Consider the following 18,325-nt stretch of genomic DNA (forward strand, 5'->3'; position numbering starts at 1 on the left):
ACATTCCGTTCTAAATCCGACAAGGATTGTTTTTGTTGATTCGGGCCCGCCTGCTCTTCGGAGAGGCGGGCTTTTTCTTTACCTGTCGCATGCCGACCCCGCTGAAGCGAACCGAGGCCCAGGCCGCAGCGGATGTGCCGCAGCTGTGCAAGCCAGCCAGACCTTGATCATCTCCTGTATAAAGAATAAAATATTTATCTTTGGATGAGTCTTTAATATTTAAAGACAAAAATAATGAATCTTGGGCTTTACTCTTCCTCACAGATCGCGGCAGAGCTATCGTCACGGCTGCGCAAGCATCGCATCGCCCAAAGGTTCACTCAGGCGGAACTGGCCAGCCGTGTAGGCGTATCCAAGGCCACCATCGTCAACATGGAGGCAGGCAAGAACGTCTCATTCGAGACCGTGATTGCCGTTGTACAGGTGCTGGGCCTTGCCATTCAGCTTGAAGAGCTGTTTCTTTATCAACCACGCACGATTGAAGAGCTTGAAAGGATTTCAACTCTTCCTCAGCGGGTGCGTTCCCCGAAAGCTTCACATGGTTCAGAAGATTAATGTCTACTACGAAGGCTGGGGCGACAAATTCCATTGGGCTACCCTTGGTGCAGCCGACGCCAGAAGCAGCATTATTTTTGAATATACCGACGAGGCTTTTTCCAAGGGACTGGAGCTATCGCCCTACCTTTTCCCGCTTGTAAAGGGACGCGATTTCTCCAAATCTCTACCAAGACACCAATTAGGTCTGCCAGGCCCAGTCTACGATTCCTTGCCGGATGGATGGGGTTTGCTCCTGATGGACAAACTATTCCAAAAGCGTGGTTTGGATCCTGCTCGGTTATCTGCGCTGGATCGATTGGCATATGTCGGCGACAGCGCATTAGGTGCAATGACATTTGCACCTGCTGATAGTTTCATGAAACAGCCTCAAGCAGATATTCCTATGGCAATGCTTGCACAAGAAGTGCAACAAGTGCTTGAGGACAAGGACACAGCTCTGCTCGCGCAACTCGCCCTGGTGGGTGGTTCGCCTCATGGGGCTCGGCCCAAGGCGCTGGTCTATCTGAATAGCGAGACACATCGCGCGAGCACCGTACCCATGGAGGGTGCTGAACCTTGGCTGGTGAAATTTCCCGCAATGAATGAACACTCCGAGGTTTGTGCCATTGAGGACCTCTACGTCAAGTCTGCCAGTGCATGCGGGCTTGAGGCGCCGCCTACCGTGAGCTTGGATCTGGGACAGGGTCTGTCTGCCTTTGGCATCAAACGCTTCGACAGAGAAGGCAAGTACCGCGTTCCTGTCCACACCTTGGCTGCATTTGTTGGCGCTGATTTCCGGGTAGCCGGGTCCATCGGCTATATCACCTTGATTCAGGCAACACGATTCCTGACCAGAGATTCAAGGGAAGTGAAAAAAGCCTTTGAACGCGCTGTGTTCAACGTGATTTTCAACAATCGGGATGACCACGGAAAGAATTTCTCCTTCAGGATGGGAAAGGATGGCCATTGGAAGCTTGCCCCGGTTTATGACATAACCTTCAATCGAGGGCCGGGCGGCTACCATCAAATGGACGTGGCAGGCGAGGCATCCATTATTCGATTGGCGCATCTGCACCAGCTCGGCAAGGAAGCTGGAGTCAGCAAGAAAGAAACAATGGAAGTCATTTCGAGAGTTGCGCAGGAGGCATCTTTATTCTCTGCACGAGTGCAGGAATACGATGGCGCCATCCGCAGGCAAACAGAACAGAATATCTCGAGAATTCTTCAAGCGAATATCAAAGCGGCCACATCATAGGCGCCGCATCCATAGCGCCTTCATGATCGGCGCGGCGCTTCCCGCCCCCGCACACCCACCCCCTCTTACAATCGCGCCCGTGATTTCAGTCCACCGGCACCGTCAACCCGAGGCTCGCCAAGCGCGCAGCCGCGATGCCGCACGCCTTCACAGCTTCACGCTGGCCCGCATCGCGCGCGGCTCGCAGAGCCGGCGCTCGGGCTGCACCCGCCTGGCGCCGCCGTAGCACGGCCGAACCGTACAAGCCGCCAGGTTGTTTCGGGCATCGCCCGACGCCCGGCATGTTCATTCCCGTCTACAAAATCCTGCCCCGCCCTGTCACATCCAGCGCGGCGGGGCTGGCCATTTCCATGTCGAAACACCCCCATCCCTTTCGCGCCGAGTGGGCGCCCAGCATTCCGCGCGAGCTCATGGCCGGCGCCGTGGCCACCTTTGCGCTGATCCCCGAGGTCATCGCCTTTTCCTTCGTGGCTGGCGTCGATCCCGCCGTCGGGCTGTTCGCCTCCTTCATCATCAGCATCGTCATCGCCTTCACGGGCGCGCGCCCGGCCATGGTGTCGGCGGCTGCGGGCTCGGTCGCCCTGGTGGCGGCGCCGCTGGTGCATGCGCATGGCGTGCAGTATCTTTTTGCGGCCGGCATTCTTGCGGGGGCCGTGCAGATCCTGTTCGGCCTGCTGCGCCTGGGCGTGCTGATGCGCTATGTGTCGGGCTCGGTGCGCACGGGCTTCGTCAATGCGCTGGCCATCCTGATCTTCTCGGCCCAGATGCCGCACCTGATCGGCGCCAATGCCGCCACCTGGGCCATGGTGGGCGCCGGCCTGCTGATCATCTACGGCCTGCCCCGGCTGACCACGGCCGTGCCCTCGCCCCTGGTCTGCATCGTGGTGCTGACGGTGGCGGCGCAATGGCTGGACCTGCCCCTGAAGACGGTGGCCGACCTGGGCCTGCTGCCGGACGGCCTGCCCAGCTTCGGGCTGCCGCAGGTGCCTTGGTCGCTGGAGACGCTGCGCCTGATCGCCCTGCCCGCGCTGGCGATCGCCATGGTGGGATTGCTGGAGTCCATGATGACGGCCAGCGTGGTCGATGAACTCACGGACACGCCCAGCTCCAAGAACCGCGAGTGCAGCGGCATCGGCGTGGCCAACATCGCGGCCAGCCTGTTCGGCGGCATTGCCGGCTGCGCCATGATCGGCCAGACCGTGGGCAATGTGCGCTACGGCGGCCGCGGCCGGCTTTCCACGCTGTTCGCGGGCGCCTTCCTGCTGATCCTGATGGTGCTGCTCAAGCCCTGGGTGTCCCAGGTGCCGGTGGCGGCGCTGGTGGCCATCATGGTGATGGTGTCGGCCTCCACGCTGGACTGGGGATCGGCCCGCGCCCTGCTCAGGCATCCCAAGCTGTCCAGCGCCGTCATGCTGGCCACCGTGGTGGTCACCGTGGCCACGGACAACCTGGCCGCCGGCGTGGGCGTCGGCGTGCTGCTCAGCGGGGTGTTCTTCACCTTCAAGGTCTCAAGGCTGCTGTCCGTCGAGAAGAAGGAGGACGGCGCAGGCCTGACCTACCGCGTCTCCGGCCAGGTCTTCTTTGCATCGGCCGACCAGCTGGTCGATGCCTTCGACGTGCGCGACATCGAAGGCCGGCCGGTGCGCATCGAACTGACCAACGCGCATTTCTGGGACATCACGGCCGTCAATGCGCTGGACAAGGTCTGCCAGCGCCTGCGCAAGCACGGCAGCACGGTCGAGGTGACGGGCCTGAACGAACACGGCCGGGCATTGGTGTCGCGGCTGGATATCGGCATCGAGTAGGAAACCTGCCCCGGGCATGGTTTTCCAGCGCTGGCAGACCACTTGCTTTCCTGGGGCAGACGCGGCCTGCTCGTTCGCAAAGAGAAATCCGTCAAATATCGAATGGGTCATTCAAGAAAATTCTCTATTTCAAAGAGTTACTCTTTTGAAATAAAGATTTCAGCCCGCTCATTTAGGATCTGGACCGCCGTCATCTCCCCGAACCCGTCCCACCTCTTCCATGCGACTCAGATCCGTTATCTTGGGCCTTGTCCTCCTGGTCTTTGCCGCATCCGCATCCTGGTTGGCCGTGTTTGGGTTTCTCATCTCCCAGGAGGACTACTCGCCTGAGAGGGGATCGCTCAGATATTACGTAGGCATCTCTTCCCTGATACGCAATGCGCCAGCGACAGGGACGATGGCGCAGCCCGCCTACTTCGGCTCCGTCGGTGATGGCAACAAGCCCCCGCAGTCCGAGATGACCTTCGAGACCAGCGCCAAGGACATCACCGAGGCCACTGCGGCCATCAACAGCTACCTGCGCCAGAAGGATTTCCACCAGAGATCCATCGATGCCGGAAATGCCGCCGCATCGTTTGTCCCCGAGGGAGAGCGCCTTGTCCAATACGCGCAATACGCGTCATCGGCCGGCGAAGTTGCCGTACTGGCGGTCACCCAGGCAATCGCAACAGGGCTGTGCAAAGTCACGCTCACCCATTACGACTGAACATGTCCAGCAGATCCCACATACCCCGAAGACTCATCTATACCTGCAACTGCGGATGGATTGACCTGGGCCACCTCCAATCGGTCGAGAGCCATCGCAATCGCTACGCCAGTGCGGCCTATCTCTGGAAAGACATACTGCATGAGCGCGGCATCGGGATTCCCGGTCACTCCGACAGCCATCTGATTCAATACAAGCAATCCATGGGGCGCTTTGGCCTGACCCAGGAATTTGCCAAGTTCTATCTCGTCAAGAAAGGCCTGTCTCTTTCAGCGAAGCGCTCCGTGGCCCTGGCCATATTCATGGAGGTTTCCATGGGCTTCGAGAGCCTGCAGGCATCCATGTCGCTCCTCACAGACAGTGGATTCAGCCAGGAAGACCTCGTTTCCAACCTGATTGGCTTTTACATGGTCGTGCACGGGGCACTGGACTGGAAGAACCTGTGCAAGCCGGTTTCCACCGAGGCATCGCTTGCCGTCTGGGATGCCAACGGTCCCGTGGGAAGCCATAAAAACAAAGTCTTCCAGCCGCAGTTCCACGCCTGCGAGGAATGCAAGAGCAAGCACCATGTGCAGTTGCCCCGCTTTCCTTCTGCGTTTCAGTCCATACAGCCCGCATCCAAGGGTCTGCACTTCATCGAAGCATCTGATGGACTGCCAGTGCCAAAGCACATGCTTTCGACACTGTTTCCCTGAGTCTTCCTGCCCTGCGCCAGAACGCAGGCGCCCTCACCGCTCATCGAACGACAGCACCACGCGCTCGGTCAGCGGATGCGCCTGGCAGGTCAGCACGAAGCCGCAGGCGACTTCGTTCTTGTCGAGGGCAAAGTTGCGCTCCATGCGCACCTCGCCCTCGACCACCTTGGCGCGGCAGGTGCCGCAGACGCCCGAGGTGCAGGAATAGGGCACTTCCAGCCCGGCCGAGGAGGCCGCGTCCAGGATGCTGGCCTGGCCGCGCGTGAAGGGGATCTCGCGCGAGAGGCCGTCGCGCACCAGGGTGATGCGGGCGGTGGCGGCGTCGCCGGGCTGGGCCTCGTGCACCACGGCGCCCACCGTGCCCTGGCCTGCGGCCGGCAGGGCCACGCCGAAGCGCTCGATGTGGATGCGCTCCTCGGCCACGCCGGCGGCCAGCAGGGCGGCCTCGGCCTCGTCGTTCATCTGGAAGGGTCCGCAGATGTAGACATGGTCGATGTGCGCGGCCGGCACCACGCCCTGCAGGAATTCGGCGATCTTGCTGCGGTCCATCACGCCCATGTTCAACGGCAGGTCGGTGTGCTCGTCCGAGAACACATGCTGCAGCGACAGCCGCGACATGTAGCGGTTCTTGAGGTCCTCTATCTCCTCCTTGAACATGGTGGACTGCAGCTGGCGGTTGCCGTAGATCAGCGTGAAGCGGCTGGCGGGCTCGCGCGCCAGCACGGTCTTCATGATGGACAGGATGGGCGTGATGCCGCTGCCGCCGGCGATGCCCACATGGTGGCGCGCGGCCCCGGGCTCGATGGGCACGAAGAAGCGGCCCTGGGGCGCCATGACCTGCAGCGTGTCGCCGGGGCGCAGATGCTCGTTGATCCAGTTGGAGAACTGGCCGCCGCGCACCTTGCGCACGCCCACGCGCAGCTCGCCGTCATCCACGCCTGCGCAGATGGAGTAGCTGCGGCGCAGGTCCTGGCCGTCGATCTGGTGGCGCAGCGTCAGGTACTGGCCCTGGGTGAAGCCGAAGACCTCGCGCAGCTCGGGGGGCACGTCGAAGGAGACGACCACGGCCTCGGCCGTGTCGGGCGCAATGCTGCGCACGCGCAGCGGGTGGAACATCGTGGTCGTGGTCATATCGGCTTGAAGTGTTCGAAGGGTTCGCGGCAGTCCAGGCAGCGGTGCAGGGCCTTGCAGGCCGTGGCGCCGAAGGCCGACAGCCGCTCGGTGTGCACGCTGCCGCAGTGCGGGCAGGCAACGGGCTCGGGCACGGCAATGCCCTGGCGGCGGCGCACCAGGCGAATGGGCGAAGTGCCCTCCGGCAGGCCGGAGTCGCCGCAGCGCCCGGGGGGCGCGATGCCGTACTCGCGCAGCTTGCGCCGGCCGTCGTCGCTGATCCAGTCCGTGGTCCAGGCGGGGGCGCGGCGCAGCACGGCACGCGCGGGGCCCAGGCCTGCGGCCTCGATGGCATCGAGCACGCTGCGCTCGATGACCTCGGTGGCCGGGCAGCCCGAGTAGGTGGGCGTGAGCACGATCTCCATGCCCTGGCCTTCGGGCAGGGCATGGACCTCGCGCACGATGCCCAGCTCGCAGACCGAGATCACGGGCACCTCGGGATCGGGCACGTCCTGCAGCGCGGCCCAGGCCAGGCGCTCGCGCTCGGCCGAGGCGGATGTGACGGCCACAAGCCGTGCGGCAGCCATCACCACACCCCGCCCGGATAGGCGCGCTGCAGGTGCTGCATCTCGGCCAGGATGAAGCCCATGTGCTCGCTGTGCACGCCGTTGCGGCCCGTGCTGCGGAAGGCGGATTCGGCCGGCATGTCCAGCGTGGCCTCCTGCAGCAGGGCGGCCATTTCGGCCTGCCAGGGCTCGCGCAGCTCGGACCAGGCCGGGCCCAGGCCGCTGGCGCGCGCGGCAGCGTCCGTGGCGTCGTCGGTGAACAGCTCGGCCGCATAGCGCCACAGCTGGGCCAGCGCCGCCTCCATGCGCTGGCGCGATTCCTCGGTGCCGTCGCCCAGGCGCACCACCCAGTCGCCCGCGTGCTGCTCGTGGTAGCGCGCTTCCTTGAGCGCCTTGGCGGCGATAGCGGCCAGCTCGGCGTCGCTGGAGTGCACCAGGCGCTCCCACATCAGGCGCAGCCAGGTGGCGGCCATGGCGTTGCGCAGCACGGTGAAGGCGAAGTCGCCGCGCGGCAGCTCGGCCAGCGTGGCGTTGAAGTAGTCGCGCTCGTCGCGCAGAAAGGCCAACTGGTCCTCGTCGTGCGCGCGGCCTTCAAGCTGGCCGGCGCGGGTGAGCAGCGCACGTGCCTGGCCGACCAGGTCCAGCGCCATGTTGGTCATGGCGATGTCTTCTTCGAGGATGGGCGCGTGGCCGCACCACTGGCCCAGGCGCTGGGCCAGGATCAGGCAGGTATCGCCCAGGCGCAGCAGGTACTGCACCTCGGGCCGGGCGTCGATGGCGATGGAGGAGGCGGAGGCGTTCATGGCTGCGCCCCGCTCACATGTGGTCCACCGAGGGCGGCAGCTGGTAGAAGGTCGGATGGCGGTAGACCTTGTCCTGGGCCGGGTCGAAGAACATGTCCTTGTCGCCGGGGTCGCTGGCCACGATCTGGTCCGAGCGCACCACCCAGACGCTCACGCCCTCCTGGCGCCGCGTGTAGACATCGCGCGCCATCTGCAGAGCCATCTGCGGGTCGGCCGCATGCAGGCTGCCGCAGTGCTTGTGGTCCAGGCCGGCCTTGCTGCGGACGAAGACTTCCCACAGCGGCCATTCGTTGGTGATGTTCTGTTCGACGGCGGTCATGCGGCCTCCTTGCGGGTCTGGTTTCTCTGTGTCTGCTTGCGGGCATGGGCCAGGGCGGCCTCGCGCACCCAGGCGCCTTCGTCCCAGGCCTTGACGCGGGCGCCCAGGCGCTCGCGGTTGCAGGGGCCGTCTCCGGCGATCACGCGCCAGAACTCGTCCCAGTCGATGGGGCCATGGTCATGGGCCTGGCGGGCCTCGTTCCATTTCAGGTCGGGGTCGGGCAGGGTCACGCCCAGCACCTTGGCCTGGTCCACCGTGGCGTCGATGAACTTCTGGCGCAGCGCGTCGTTGGAGATGCGCTTGATGCCCCAGCGCATGGACTGCGCGCTGTTGGGCGACTGGTCGTCGGGCGGGCCGAACATCATGATGGACGGCCACCACCAGCGGTTGACAGCGTCCTGCACCATGGCCTTCTGCGCCTCGGTGCCCTGCTGCATCATGGTCAGCAGCGCCTCGTAGCCCTGGCGCTGGTGAAAGCTCTCCTCGCGGCAGATGCGCACCATGGCGCGTGCATAGGGCGCATAGGAGCAGCGGCAGATGGGCACCTGGTTCATGATGGCCGCGCCATCCACCAGCCAGCCGATGGTGCCCATGTCGGCCCAGGTCAGCGTGGGGTAGTTGAAGATGGAGCTGTACTTGGCCTTGCCCGTGTGCAGCGCGTGCAGCATCTGGTCGCGGCTGCTGCCCAGCGTCTCGGCGGCGGCGTAGAGGTACAGGCCATGGCCGCCCTCGTCCTGCACCTTGGCCAGCAGGATGGCCTTGCGCTTGAGCGTGGGCGCGCGGCTGATCCAGTTGCCCTCGGGCAGCATGCCGACGATCTCGCTGTGCGCGTGCTGGCTGATCTGGCGCAGCAGCGTCTTGCGGTAGTTGTCGGGCATCCAGTCCTTGGCCTCGATGAATTCGCCGGCATCGATGCGCTCGTCAAAGCGCTGCTGCAGGCGCAATTCGTCGGCCGAGCGCACGGCCTTGCCGCCATCGCCCGCTTCCTTGCCCATGGTGTCCATGGCCTGGGTATACATGTGCGATCTCCTTGAATGAAATGGTTGACGACGGCCGGCGGTGCCTCAACGCGGCCGCTTGTCGTACACGCGCCGGGCCTTGCCGGTCTGCGTGCGCTCGATGGTGTCGGGATCGAAGACGCGCACCGCCGTGGAAATGCCCACCAGGGTCTTGATGCGCTGCTGCACCCACTGCGCGATCTCGCCGCGCTCGGCATCGCCCAGGCCGCGCCGCTGCGGCTGCAGCTCGCAGTGCACCTCGACGGTGTCCAGCAGGCCTTCACGGCTGATGTGCATCTGGTACAGGCCCGTGAGGCTGGCATTGGCCAGCACGATTTCCTCGATCTGGGTCGGAAAGACGTTGACGCCGCGGATGATCATCATGTCGTCGCTGCGACCCACGATCTTTCCCATGCGCCGGAAGCTGCGCGAGGTCGGCGCCAGCAGCCGCGTCAGGTCACGCGTGCGGTAGCGAATGATGGGCATGGCTTCCTTGGACAGCGACGTGAAGACCAGCTCCCCCTCGCTTCCATCGGGCAGCACCTCGCCCGTGTCGGGGTCGATGATCTCGGGGTAGAAATGGTCTTCCCAGATCACCGGCCCGTCCTTGCTCTCCACGCATTCGCTGGCCACGCCCGGGCCCATGACTTCGGACAGGCCGTAGATGTCCACGGCATCCAGCCCCGCCTTGCCCTCGATCTCGCGGCGCATGGCCTCGGTCCAGGGTTCGGCGCCGAAGATGCCGATCTTGAGCGAGCTCTCGCGCGGGTCCATCCCCTGGCGCTGCATCTCCTCCACGATCACCTGCATGTAGCTGGGCGTGACCATGATGATGTCGGGCCGGAAGTCCTGGATCAGCTGCACCTGCTTTTCGGTCTGCCCGCCCGACATGGGCACCACCGTGCAGCCCGCGCGCTCGGCTCCGTAGTGCGCGCCCAGCCCGCCCGTGAACAGGCCGTAGCCGTAGGCCACATGCACCATGTCGCCGGGCCGCCCGCCCGCCGCGCGGATGGAGCGCGCCACCAGGCTCGCCCAGTTGTCGATGTCCTTCAACGTGTAGCCCACGACCGTGGGCTTGCCCGTGGTGCCCGAGGAGGCATGCACGCGCGCCACCTTCTGGCGCGGCACGGCGAACATGCCGAACGGATAGTTCTCGCGCAGGTCCTTCTTGGTGGTGAAGGGAAAGCGGGCCAGGTCGGACAGCGTGCGCAGGTCGGACGGATGCACGCCCTTTTCATCGAAGGCACGGCGGTAGTGCGGCACGTTGTCGTAGGCATGCTGCAGCGACCAGCGCAGGCGCTGCAGCTGCAACGAGGCGATCTCGTCGCGGCTGGCGGTTTCGATGGCGTCGAGGTCGCCGGGGGCGGGGCGCAGGTCTTTGTTCATCGGGGTTCTGGCGTCGTGAGGCAAGGGGTTCAGAATAATTGACCGACCGGACGGTAGGATTATAAGATGCAGCTTTCTTGAGCAACAAGGCTTGTTGTCCGGTACTAACCCTGATAGCGACGCCACATTCCAAACCAGGAGACATCCCATGCCCGCCCACGCCCTCTACGAACGCCACCGCCCCCTGCTCGACGACGCCCTGCAGGCCCTGTCCCGCCGGGGCCACTGGTCGCCCTTCCCCGAGGCGCCCTCGCCCAAGGTGTATGGCGAGACCGCCCAGGCCCAGGGCCACGCCGCCGTGCAGGCGCTGTTCGGCAAGGACTATCCGCTGCAGCAGCCCGGTGAACGCGCCCGCGTGGCCACCGAGCAGTCGCCCTATGGCGTGGCCCTGGACATCCGCTACCCCGAGTGCGATGCCCAGGCGCTGGTGGATGCCGCCCAGGCGGCCGAGCCCGCATGGCAGGCGCTGGGACCCCAGGGTCGCACCGGAGTGCTGCTGGAGGCGCTGACGCGCATCCACCAGCGCAGCTTCGAGATCGCGCATGCCGTGATGCTGACCACGGGCCAGGGCGCGATGATGGCCTTCCAGGCCGGCGGCCCCCATGCCCAGGACCGTGCCCTGGAAGCCATTGCCGTGGCCTGGAAGGCCATGGCCGACGTGCCTGCCGAGGCCGTCTGGGAAAAGCCCCAGGGCAAGCATGCGCCCGCCGTGCTGCACAAGCGCTTCGAGATCGTGGGGCGTGGCGTGGCCCTGGTCATCGGCTGCGCCACCTTCCCGACCTGGAACACCTACCCGGGCCTGTTCGCCGCGCTGGCCACGGGCAACCCCGTGATCGTCAAGCCCCACCCCAACGCCGTGCTGCCGGCCGCGCTCACCGTGAGCGTGCTGCGCGATGTGCTGACCGAGCAGGGCCTGGACCCCAACCTCGTGACCCTGGCCGTGAGCGACAAGCCCGAATTGACCCAGGCCCTGGCCACGCATGCGGCCGTGGCCTCCATCGACTTCACGGGCGGCAATGCCTTCGGCCAGTGGCTGCAGTCCAACGCGCCGCAGGCACGCCTGTATGCCGAGATGGCCGGCGTGAACCTGGTGGTGATCGAGTCCACCGATGCCTACGCAGGCATGCTGCGCAATCTGGCCCTGTCACTGTCGCTGTACAGCGGCCAGATGTGCACCACCACGCAGAACCTGCTGATTCCGGCTGGCGGCATAGAGACTGACCAGGGCCACAAGAGCTTCGAGCAGGTCGGCGCCGATCTGGCCGCCGCCATCGACCAGTTGCTGGCCGATCCCAAGGTGGCCTTCACCGTGCTGGGCGCCATAGGCTCTGCGCAGACCGTGGAGCGCGTGGAACAGGCCGCCACCGTGGGCCGCGCCGTGCGCGCCTCGCAAAAGCTCACCCATCCCGAGTACCCGCAGGCCGAGGTGCGCACGCCCGCGCTGCGCGCGCTGGACGTGGCGGACGCCGCCATCTACGAGCGCGAATGCTTCGGCCCCGTCTCCTACCTGGTGGCCGTGCCCTCGGCCCAGGCTGCGCGCGAGCTAGCCGAGCGCAGCGTGCGCGCGCATGGCGCGATGACCCTGGGCCTGTACTCCACGGATGCGGCCTTTGTCGATGCCGTGGCGGCCTCGGCGCTGCGCTCGCGCGTGGCCCTGTCCATCAACCTCACGCAGGGCGTGATGGTCAACCAGTCGGCAGGCTTCTCGGACTTCCACGCCACGGGCGGCAATCCCGCGGCCAATGCCAGCTACACCACGCTGGCCTTCGTGGCCGACCGCTTCGTGGTCGTGCAGCGCAGGTGGTGAGGGACCGGGCCGAGCCTAGGCCTGGCGGGCCTTGCGCGGCTTCTTGCCGTCAGGCACGCTGACCGCGCGCACGCCGCCGAAGAACAGCTGGGACACCATGGTGCCTATGGCGTCATGGTCCAGCGTGCCGCCCGGCTTGAGCCAGGTGAAGGTCCAGTTGATCATGCCGAACAGCAGCATGGCCAGGGGCTTGCCCAGGACGCTGTCGGCGGGCTCGCCGCGCACCTGGGCAATGGTCTGCGCAAAGGCGGCGACCACGCGGCGCTCCACGTCCAGGATGCGCTGCTGGTCTTCCTCGCGCAGGAAACGCACGTCCTCGGTCAGCACGCGGTGGGCATTCTGGGCCTGGGCGTACTCCTGGCCGAAGCCGCGGATCAGTGCATGCAGGCGCTGCTCGGGATCGGCATGGGCCTGCAGGGTGTCGTTGACCAGGGCTTCGAGGCGCAGCACATGCTCTTCGGCAATGCGCACGGCCAGGTCGTGCTTGTCGATCACATAGTGGTAGAGCGTGGCCTTGGAGACGCCGCAGGCCGCAGCCACCTCGTTCATGGAGGTGCCCGCATAGCCGCGCTGCGCGAACAGCTGGGCGGCGTGGGAGAGGATCATTTCACGCTGGCCATCGTAGCCAGCAGGGTCACGTACGCGTGCCATGCGGCGGCGTCCTTTCGGTAGGTGTCGTTGCCAGGGTCCGCCCGTGCGGCCCGGGCCGGAATTATGGACGGCGCAGCGGCGCGCGCCCCCGCGATTACCAGTTTTCAGGGATATGCAAAGATGCGGGCTTCGCCCACAGTCGGGCGGCCATCCTGCCCCTTATTACGCCCGCCGCTGCGCACGCCTTTTCCATGCCCGCCCACCTGCTTGTCCCAGAGTCCACGCTTCCGGCCCCGGTGCTGGTGGTGGAGGACGAGCCGCTGATCCGCCAGCGGCTGCAGTCCGTGCTGGGCCAGCTGGGCTACACGCCCGATGCCCTGCTGTTCGCCGGCTCCCTGGCCCAGGCGCGCGCCTGCCTGGCCGAGCCCGTGGCGCTGGCCCTGGTGGACCTGGGCCTGCCCGACGGCAGCGGCATCGACCTGATCGCCGAGATGCGCAGCGCAGACCCGGCCGTGGGCATCCTGGTGATCTCGGCCTGGAGCACGGAGGACGCCATCCTGGCGGCGCTGCGCGCAGGCGCCACCGGCTATGTGCTCAAGGAACGCGACGACCTGGAAGTGTCGCTGTCCATCCGCAGCGTGCTGCGCGGCGGCGCCCCCATCGACCCCTTCATCGCGCGCCGCGTGATCGCCGAGCTGCAGGGCGCGGCACCCGCCACGCCGGAGAGCACCGGCACCGAGTCCACGCTGAGCGCGCGCGAAAGCCAGATCCTGCGCCTGGTGGCCGATGGCCTGACCAACCGCGAGATCGCCGAGCAGCTGCACCTGTCGCGCTACACGGTGGAATGCCACATCAAGCACATCTACCGCAAGCTGGCCGTGTCCTCGCGCACGCGCGCCGTCAACACGGCACGCGTGCGCGGATTGCTGGGCTGACGGCCATGGGCGGGTGGCGCCGGTGGTTCGGCCCGGTGCGGCACTTCGCCCTGGGCCTGGGCCTGGCGGTCCTCCTGTGCAGTACCTGCGCCCTGGCCCAGGCCTGCCTGCCGCAGATCCTGTCCATCCAGTCCGCCAAGGCCGCAGGCCTGGGACCGCCGCCCATCGCCAGCGCGGTACGCGACTGGCACAACGTGACCCTGCCCGACCACTGGCTTGACCGCTGGCCCGGCTACAGCGGCGCCGCCTGGTACCGCATCGACTGGCAGCGCGGCTGCCCTCACCCCGCTGCCGCTTCTGCCACCGCTCCCGCCGCCGCCGATCCCGTGGCGCTGGCCCTGCACTCCATGGTCATGGCCGGCGAGGTCTTCGTGAACGGCGACCTGCTGTGGCGCGACCGGCACCTGGTCGAGCCCCTGTCGCGCAGCTGGAACATGCCGCGCTTTTGGCTGCTGCCCGAATCCGCCCTGCATGCGGGCACCAACAGCGTGTGGATCCGCGTGCACGGCCTGGCCGAGCAGACGCCGGGCCTGGGCGAGGTGCGCCTGGGCGAGCCCGAGGCGCTGCGCCAGTGGCACGAGCAGACCTGGTGGAACCAGCGCACGCTGTTTGCCATGAACATCGTGGTCTCGCTGGTGCTGGGCGTGCTGTTCGCCTTTGCCTGGCTGCAGCGGCGCGCCAGCAAGGCCTTTGGCTGGTACGCGCTCAATGCCTTCTGCTGGGCGCTGTTCCTGGCCAATATCCTGGCCACCGAGGCCTGGCCCTTCCCCGACACCCTGGCCGTGGCACGCGGCAATTTGCTGGTCTTCTTGCTGTTCGGCCAGAGCTTTTGCCTGTTCACCTGGCGCTTCGGCAGGCTGCACCTGCCCCGGCTGGAAAAGCTGCTGTGGGCGCTGACGCTGGCCGGCATGGCCGCCGCCATCTTCGCGCCCTGGTCGCTGGTGGACGGCGTGCTGCACATCGGACTGGTGTACTTCGGCATCTGCGTGGCCGTGTCGCTGCACTTTCCGCTGCACGCCTGGCGCACGCGGGAGCCGGGCCACCTGGTCTACGCGGCCTGCCTGCTGGTCTTCCTGTGCGCGGGCCTGCACGACATGCTGGCGCTCAAGAAGGTGATCGGCCCCGCCACGCCCTGGATGCCCTATACCGCACCGCTGACCATGCTGGCCCTGTCCATGGTGCTGGGCCGACAGTTCGTGCTCAGCATGCGCCGCATCGAACAGTTCAACCAGGAGCTGACCGACAGCGTGGCGCGTGCCTGCGACGAGCTCGGCGGCACGCTGGCGCGCGAGCATGCGCTGGCACTCAGCCACTCGCGGCTGCAGGAACGGATGCAGCTGGCGCACGACCTGCACGACAGCCTGGGCGGCTCCCTGGTGCGCTCCATCGCCATGGTGGAGCAGGCGGGCGGCCCCATGCACAACCGCCAGTTCCTGTCCGTGCTCAAGCTGCTGCGCGACGACCTGCGCCAGATGATCGACAGCGGCACCAGCGTCTCCGTCACCGTGCCGGACACGCCCCAGGCCTGGATCGCGCCGCTGCGCCACCGCTTTGCCAGCCTGTTCGACGCGCTGGACATGCAGTCCGACTGGCAGGTGCCTGCCGCCTGGCCGCAGCCGCCCGGTGCGCTGCAGTGCCTGGCGCTGACGCGCGTGCTGGAGGAGGCACTGGCCAATGTGATCAAGCACAGCCGCGCCCAGTGCGTGCAGGTGCAGCTGCAGTGGCCCGAGCCGCATTGGCTGATGCTGCGCATCACCGACGACGGCGCAGGCTTTGACGTGGCCGCCGTGCAGCAGGCCGGCATGGGAGTGGGCCTGCGCAGCATGCAGGCGCGCCTGCAGCGCCTGGGCGGCCATCTGGACATGGATTCAGAGCCCGGCGCCACCGTGCTGGCCGCCTGGCTGCCCGTGCCCGGCGATCACCTGCACGACGGCACGGAGCAGGCCACCCTCAGCGCGAAAAGCGCCCTATCCCCGCACTGACGCCGGCCGGGGTCAGCACATCGTCGAAATACTCCAGCGTGAGCTGGTTGCCGTCGAATGTGGCCTTGGACAGGCTGCCCGGCGAATCGCCCTCGGGCACGAAGCTGAAGACCTCGCCATCCCAGTGGCTGAGCAGCATGCGCTGCGAACCCAGGCTGACCTGCAGTCCACCGCCACCCGTCTGCAGGCTGACCTGGGCCGGCCCGTAGAAGCGGTTGGCGTAGCTGCCCACATAGGCGCCCAGCGGCCGGGGCGGTCGGGGGAAAGGGGGCCGGGTCTTGCCTACCAGCTCGCCATGCGGCTGCATGATGGGTGCCAGCCGCTTGGTCCAGATGCTCTCCCAGTCCTGGCGCTGGCGGCCCCATTCGACCTGGTCCAGGAACTGCGAGACCACGATCTCGGGCACGCCGATGGGCATGCCGTTGGTCAGCACCACGATGCCCAGCTTGAGCTCGGGCATGACTGTGAAGCTGGTCGCGCTGCCCGTGCCGAAGGCGCCCGAGTGGCTGTAGGTGGTGCGCCCTGCCTCGGACACGCCCACGTTGAAGCCGAAGCCGTAGTAGCGCGCAGGCTCGCCGTTGCCGGCCGGCGACTGCAGCATCTGCGGCGACAGCGCCGTGCGCAGGGCCTGCGCATCGACCACCTGGCGGCCCTCGAAGCGGCCCTCGTCCAGCAGCATGGTCATCCAGCGCGCCATGTCGCGCACCGTGGAGCTGACGCCGCCTGCAGCCGACTGCGCATCGGGCCGGCGCACCGGCCCGGCCTGCCACACGCCGTTGACGCGCAGGTGGCCGGTCGCGCGGTTGGCGCGCGCCTCGAAATCGGCAAACAGCGAACTGGTCTGCGTCATGCCCAGCGGGCCGTAGACGGCTTGCTGCGACAGCGCAGCCCAGGACTGGCCCGCGATGGCAGCCACCGCCTCGGCGCCCGTGGTCAGGCCGAAGTTGCTGTAGGCGTACTGGGTGCCCACGGGCCGCAGCGGCAGATAGCGCAGGCGCTCCAGGATCTGGCGCTGGCTGTAGCCCAGCTCCTCCAGCGCATCGCCGGCCTGGCCGGGCAGGCCCGAGCGGTGGGCATACATGTCGCCCACGGTGATGCGCTGGGCAGCGTCGGCGTCCTCCAGCGTCCACCAGGGCAGGCCCTGCTGCACGCGCGTGTCCCAGGACACGCGGCGCTGGCCCACCTGCTGCGCCACCACGGTGGCGCCCACGGACTTGGAGACGGAGGCGAGCTGGAACACCGTGTCCGCATCCACGGCCAGCGACGAGCCCAGACGGCGCACGCCCATGCCCTGGGCATAGACCAGGCGCCCTTCATGCACCACCGCCACGGCCACGCCGGGCACGCCCGTGCGCCGCATCTGCGCGCGCACCTGGCCGTCGAGTTGATCGAGCGCACGCTTGACGCGGTCCGTCACGGGCGGATCGATGGGATCGCCCCAGGACACCTCGCCGTTGCATCCGGCCGTGGCCACGGCGCCCAGGGCCGCTCCCAGAAAATGCCGGCGCGCAAGAATCGATGAAGCCATGGGGTCTCCTGTGGTGCTGTCGTGAAGAACAAAAGGAAAAAGAAAAAGGGGCGGTTGTGCCGCCCCCCGTGACGATAGCAAAACGCGCCGGGCCGAATCCTGCCCGGCATCAATGCCGCGTCAGTGCCGCATCAGTGCTGCATCAGTGCGGATCCACCGCCGCGATGATGCCGCCGCCCAGGCACACGTCGCCGTCGTAGAGCACGGCCGACTGGCCGGGCGTGACGGCCCATTGCGGCTCGGGAAAATCCAGCCGGAAGCCTTCGGGCGTGGCGCCCGAGATCAGGGCCGGCGAGTCGGGCTGGCGGTAGCGCGTCTTGGAGCCGTAGGCCTTGCCCTCGGCGGGCGCGTGGCCGGCCACCCAGCTGACCTGGTCGGCCAGCAGCGACTGCGACAGCAGCCAGGGATGGTCATGGCCCTGCACCACGCGCAGCGTGTTGGTGTCCAGCTCCTTGCGCGCCACGAACCAGGGCTCGTGGTCGCCGCCACCGCGCGGCGCGCCCTTTTCCTTGACGCCGCCGATGCCCAGGCCCGAGCGCTGGCCCAGCGTGTAGAACGACAGGCCCACATGCTTGCCCAGCTTGCGGTTGCGGTCGTCGAGGATGTTGCCGGGCTCCTTGCTGATGTAGCGGTTCAGGAAGTCGCGGAAGGGCCGCTCGCCGATGAAGCAGATGCCCGTGGAGTCCTTCTTCTTCGCGTTGGGCAGGCCGATCTCCTCGGCAATGCGGCGCACCTCGGTCTTCTTCAGCTCGCCCACGGGGAACATGGACTTGGACAGCTGGGCCTGGTTGAGGCGGTGCAGGAAGTAGCTCTGGTCCTTCGCCGGGTCCAGCCCCTTGAGCAGCTCGAACAGCTGCGTGTCGGGGTTCTGGCGCACGCGGGCGTAATGGCCCGTGGCGATCTTCTCGGCGCCCAGGCGCATGGCGTGGTCCAGGAAGGCCTTGAACTTGATCTCGGCATTGCACAGCACGTCGGGGTTGGGCGTGCGGCCGGCCTGGTACTCGCGCAGGAACTCGGCAAAGACGCGGTCCTTGTACTCGGAGGCGAAGTTCACATGCTCGATCTCGATGCCGACCACGTCGGCCACGGCGGCGGCATCGACGAAATCGACATTGGACGAGCAGTATTCGCTGTCGTCGTCATCTTCCCAGTTCTTCATGAAGATGCCGACCACTTCATGGCCCTGTTGCTTGAGGAGATGGGCCGTGACAGCGGAGTCCACACCGCCCGACAGGCCCACCACGACGCGGTGTTTAGTCATGGGCAGCGATTATCCCCGCGCCCTTCAAAGGCTGCGCGCCA

General features: G+C 66.5%; 18 protein-coding genes. 9 read left to right on the forward strand and 9 right to left on the reverse strand.

The genetic code is table 11. The features are described 5' to 3' along the window. From INR38_RS15900 to INR38_RS15925, 6 genes are all read left to right on the forward strand, one after another. Positions 1-208: hypothetical protein (locus INR38_RS15900; RefSeq protein ID WP_207475976.1), on the forward strand; the 208-nt coding region annotated here is incomplete at its 5' end. 26 nt (positions 209-234) lie between these two features. Beyond that, positions 235-555 carry a helix-turn-helix transcriptional regulator gene (locus INR38_RS15905; RefSeq protein WP_096914641.1) on the forward strand — a complete coding sequence of 107 codons (321 nt, stop codon included), beginning with the start codon at positions 235-237 and terminating at the stop codon, positions 553-555. Further along, entirely contained in the window at positions 539-1,792 is a 1,254-nt protein-coding gene (locus tag INR38_RS15910) for a type II toxin-antitoxin system HipA family toxin (RefSeq protein ID WP_207475977.1), read from the forward strand. The genes INR38_RS15905 and INR38_RS15910 overlap by 17 nt, the downstream gene beginning before the upstream one ends. Before the next feature lie 350 nt (positions 1,793-2,142). After that, entirely contained in the window at positions 2,143-3,597 is a 1,455-nt protein-coding gene (locus INR38_RS15915; protein ID WP_242699087.1) for a SulP family inorganic anion transporter, read from the forward strand. Between the two features lie 397 nt (positions 3,598-3,994). Then, positions 3,995-4,303 carry a hypothetical protein gene (locus INR38_RS28720; protein WP_242699088.1) on the forward strand — a complete coding sequence of 103 codons (309 nt, stop codon included), beginning with the start codon at positions 3,995-3,997 and terminating at the stop codon, positions 4,301-4,303. A gap of 2 nt (positions 4,304-4,305) precedes the next feature. Continuing rightward, positions 4,306-4,998 carry a hypothetical protein gene (locus INR38_RS15925; RefSeq protein ID WP_016449342.1) on the forward strand — a complete coding sequence of 231 codons (693 nt, stop codon included), beginning with the start codon at positions 4,306-4,308 and terminating at the stop codon, positions 4,996-4,998. Positions 4,999-5,031: 33 nt separating this feature from the next. Here the strand turns inward: INR38_RS15925 and paaE are convergent, their stop codons facing one another. Genes paaE through paaK form a run of 6 tightly spaced genes read right to left on the reverse strand, consistent with a single transcriptional unit; the run spans position 5,032 to position 10,180 of the window. After that, positions 5,032-6,129, reverse strand: a complete 1,098-nt coding sequence (gene paaE / locus INR38_RS15930) for a 1,2-phenylacetyl-CoA epoxidase subunit PaaE (RefSeq protein WP_207444170.1) — start codon at positions 6,127-6,129, stop codon at positions 5,032-5,034. Then, positions 6,126-6,695, reverse strand: a complete 570-nt coding sequence (paaD, locus tag INR38_RS15935) for a 1,2-phenylacetyl-CoA epoxidase subunit PaaD (protein WP_063327541.1) — start codon at positions 6,693-6,695, stop codon at positions 6,126-6,128. The genes paaE and paaD overlap by 4 nt, the downstream gene beginning before the upstream one ends. Then, positions 6,695-7,477 carry a 1,2-phenylacetyl-CoA epoxidase subunit PaaC gene (paaC, locus tag INR38_RS15940; protein WP_043825951.1) on the reverse strand — a complete coding sequence of 261 codons (783 nt, stop codon included), beginning with the start codon at positions 7,475-7,477 and terminating at the stop codon, positions 6,695-6,697. Before paaC ends, paaD begins: the two co-directional genes overlap by 1 nt. 13 nt (positions 7,478-7,490) lie before the next feature. Then, positions 7,491-7,796, reverse strand: coding sequence for a 1,2-phenylacetyl-CoA epoxidase subunit PaaB (gene paaB, locus INR38_RS15945; protein ID WP_012202743.1), 306 nt, complete (start codon positions 7,794-7,796; stop codon positions 7,491-7,493). Continuing rightward, positions 7,793-8,815, reverse strand: coding sequence for a 1,2-phenylacetyl-CoA epoxidase subunit PaaA (paaA, locus tag INR38_RS15950; protein ID WP_207444169.1), 1,023 nt, complete (start codon positions 8,813-8,815; stop codon positions 7,793-7,795). The genes paaB and paaA overlap by 4 nt, the downstream gene beginning before the upstream one ends. A 45-nt stretch (positions 8,816-8,860) precedes the next feature. Then, complete coding sequence (paaK, locus tag INR38_RS15955) at positions 8,861-10,180, reverse strand: phenylacetate--CoA ligase PaaK (protein WP_207444168.1); 1,320 nt, start codon at positions 10,178-10,180, stop codon at positions 8,861-8,863. 148 nt (positions 10,181-10,328) lie between these two features. On the opposite strand from paaK, the gene paaN reads away from it, so the two are divergent. After that, positions 10,329-11,987 (forward strand): phenylacetic acid degradation protein PaaN, encoded by a 1,659-nt coding sequence (paaN, locus tag INR38_RS15960; protein WP_207444167.1) that lies wholly within the window; start codon positions 10,329-10,331, stop codon positions 11,985-11,987. 15 nt (positions 11,988-12,002) lie between these two features. Here paaN and INR38_RS15965 read toward each other — a convergent pair whose 3' ends face one another. Beyond that, the gene (locus tag INR38_RS15965; RefSeq protein ID WP_207444166.1) at positions 12,003-12,638 is read right to left on the reverse strand and encodes a TetR/AcrR family transcriptional regulator; all 636 of its coding nucleotides are present in this window, start codon (positions 12,636-12,638) and stop codon (positions 12,003-12,005) included. A gap of 191 nt (positions 12,639-12,829) precedes the next feature. Here INR38_RS15965 and INR38_RS15970 point away from each other — a divergent pair, with 191 nt between their 5' ends. Together INR38_RS15970 and INR38_RS15975 are read left to right on the forward strand one after the other, a co-directional pair. After that, positions 12,830-13,513 carry a response regulator transcription factor gene (locus INR38_RS15970; RefSeq protein WP_016449578.1) on the forward strand — a complete coding sequence of 228 codons (684 nt, stop codon included), beginning with the start codon at positions 12,830-12,832 and terminating at the stop codon, positions 13,511-13,513. 5 nt (positions 13,514-13,518) lie between these two features. Further along, positions 13,519-15,495 carry an ATP-binding protein gene (locus INR38_RS15975; RefSeq protein WP_207444165.1) on the forward strand — a complete coding sequence of 659 codons (1,977 nt, stop codon included), beginning with the start codon at positions 13,519-13,521 and terminating at the stop codon, positions 15,493-15,495. Here INR38_RS15975 and INR38_RS15980 read toward each other — a convergent pair. Then, a complete protein-coding gene (locus tag INR38_RS15980; protein ID WP_207444164.1) occupies positions 15,464-17,023 on the reverse strand; it encodes a serine hydrolase in 1,560 nt (519 codons plus the stop codon). The two genes, INR38_RS15975 and INR38_RS15980, sit on opposite strands and share 32 nt — an antisense overlap. 142 nt (positions 17,024-17,165) lie before the next feature. Next, complete coding sequence (mnmA, locus tag INR38_RS15985; protein ID WP_063327547.1) at positions 17,166-18,284, reverse strand: tRNA 2-thiouridine(34) synthase MnmA; 1,119 nt, start codon at positions 18,282-18,284, stop codon at positions 17,166-17,168. Positions 18,285-18,325: the final 41 nt, after the last annotated feature.

Origin of the sequence: Delftia sp. SD018 (assembly GCF_017355445.1) — a bacterium.
Lineage (GTDB): Bacteria > Pseudomonadota > Gammaproteobacteria > Burkholderiales > Burkholderiaceae_C > Comamonas > Comamonas acidovorans.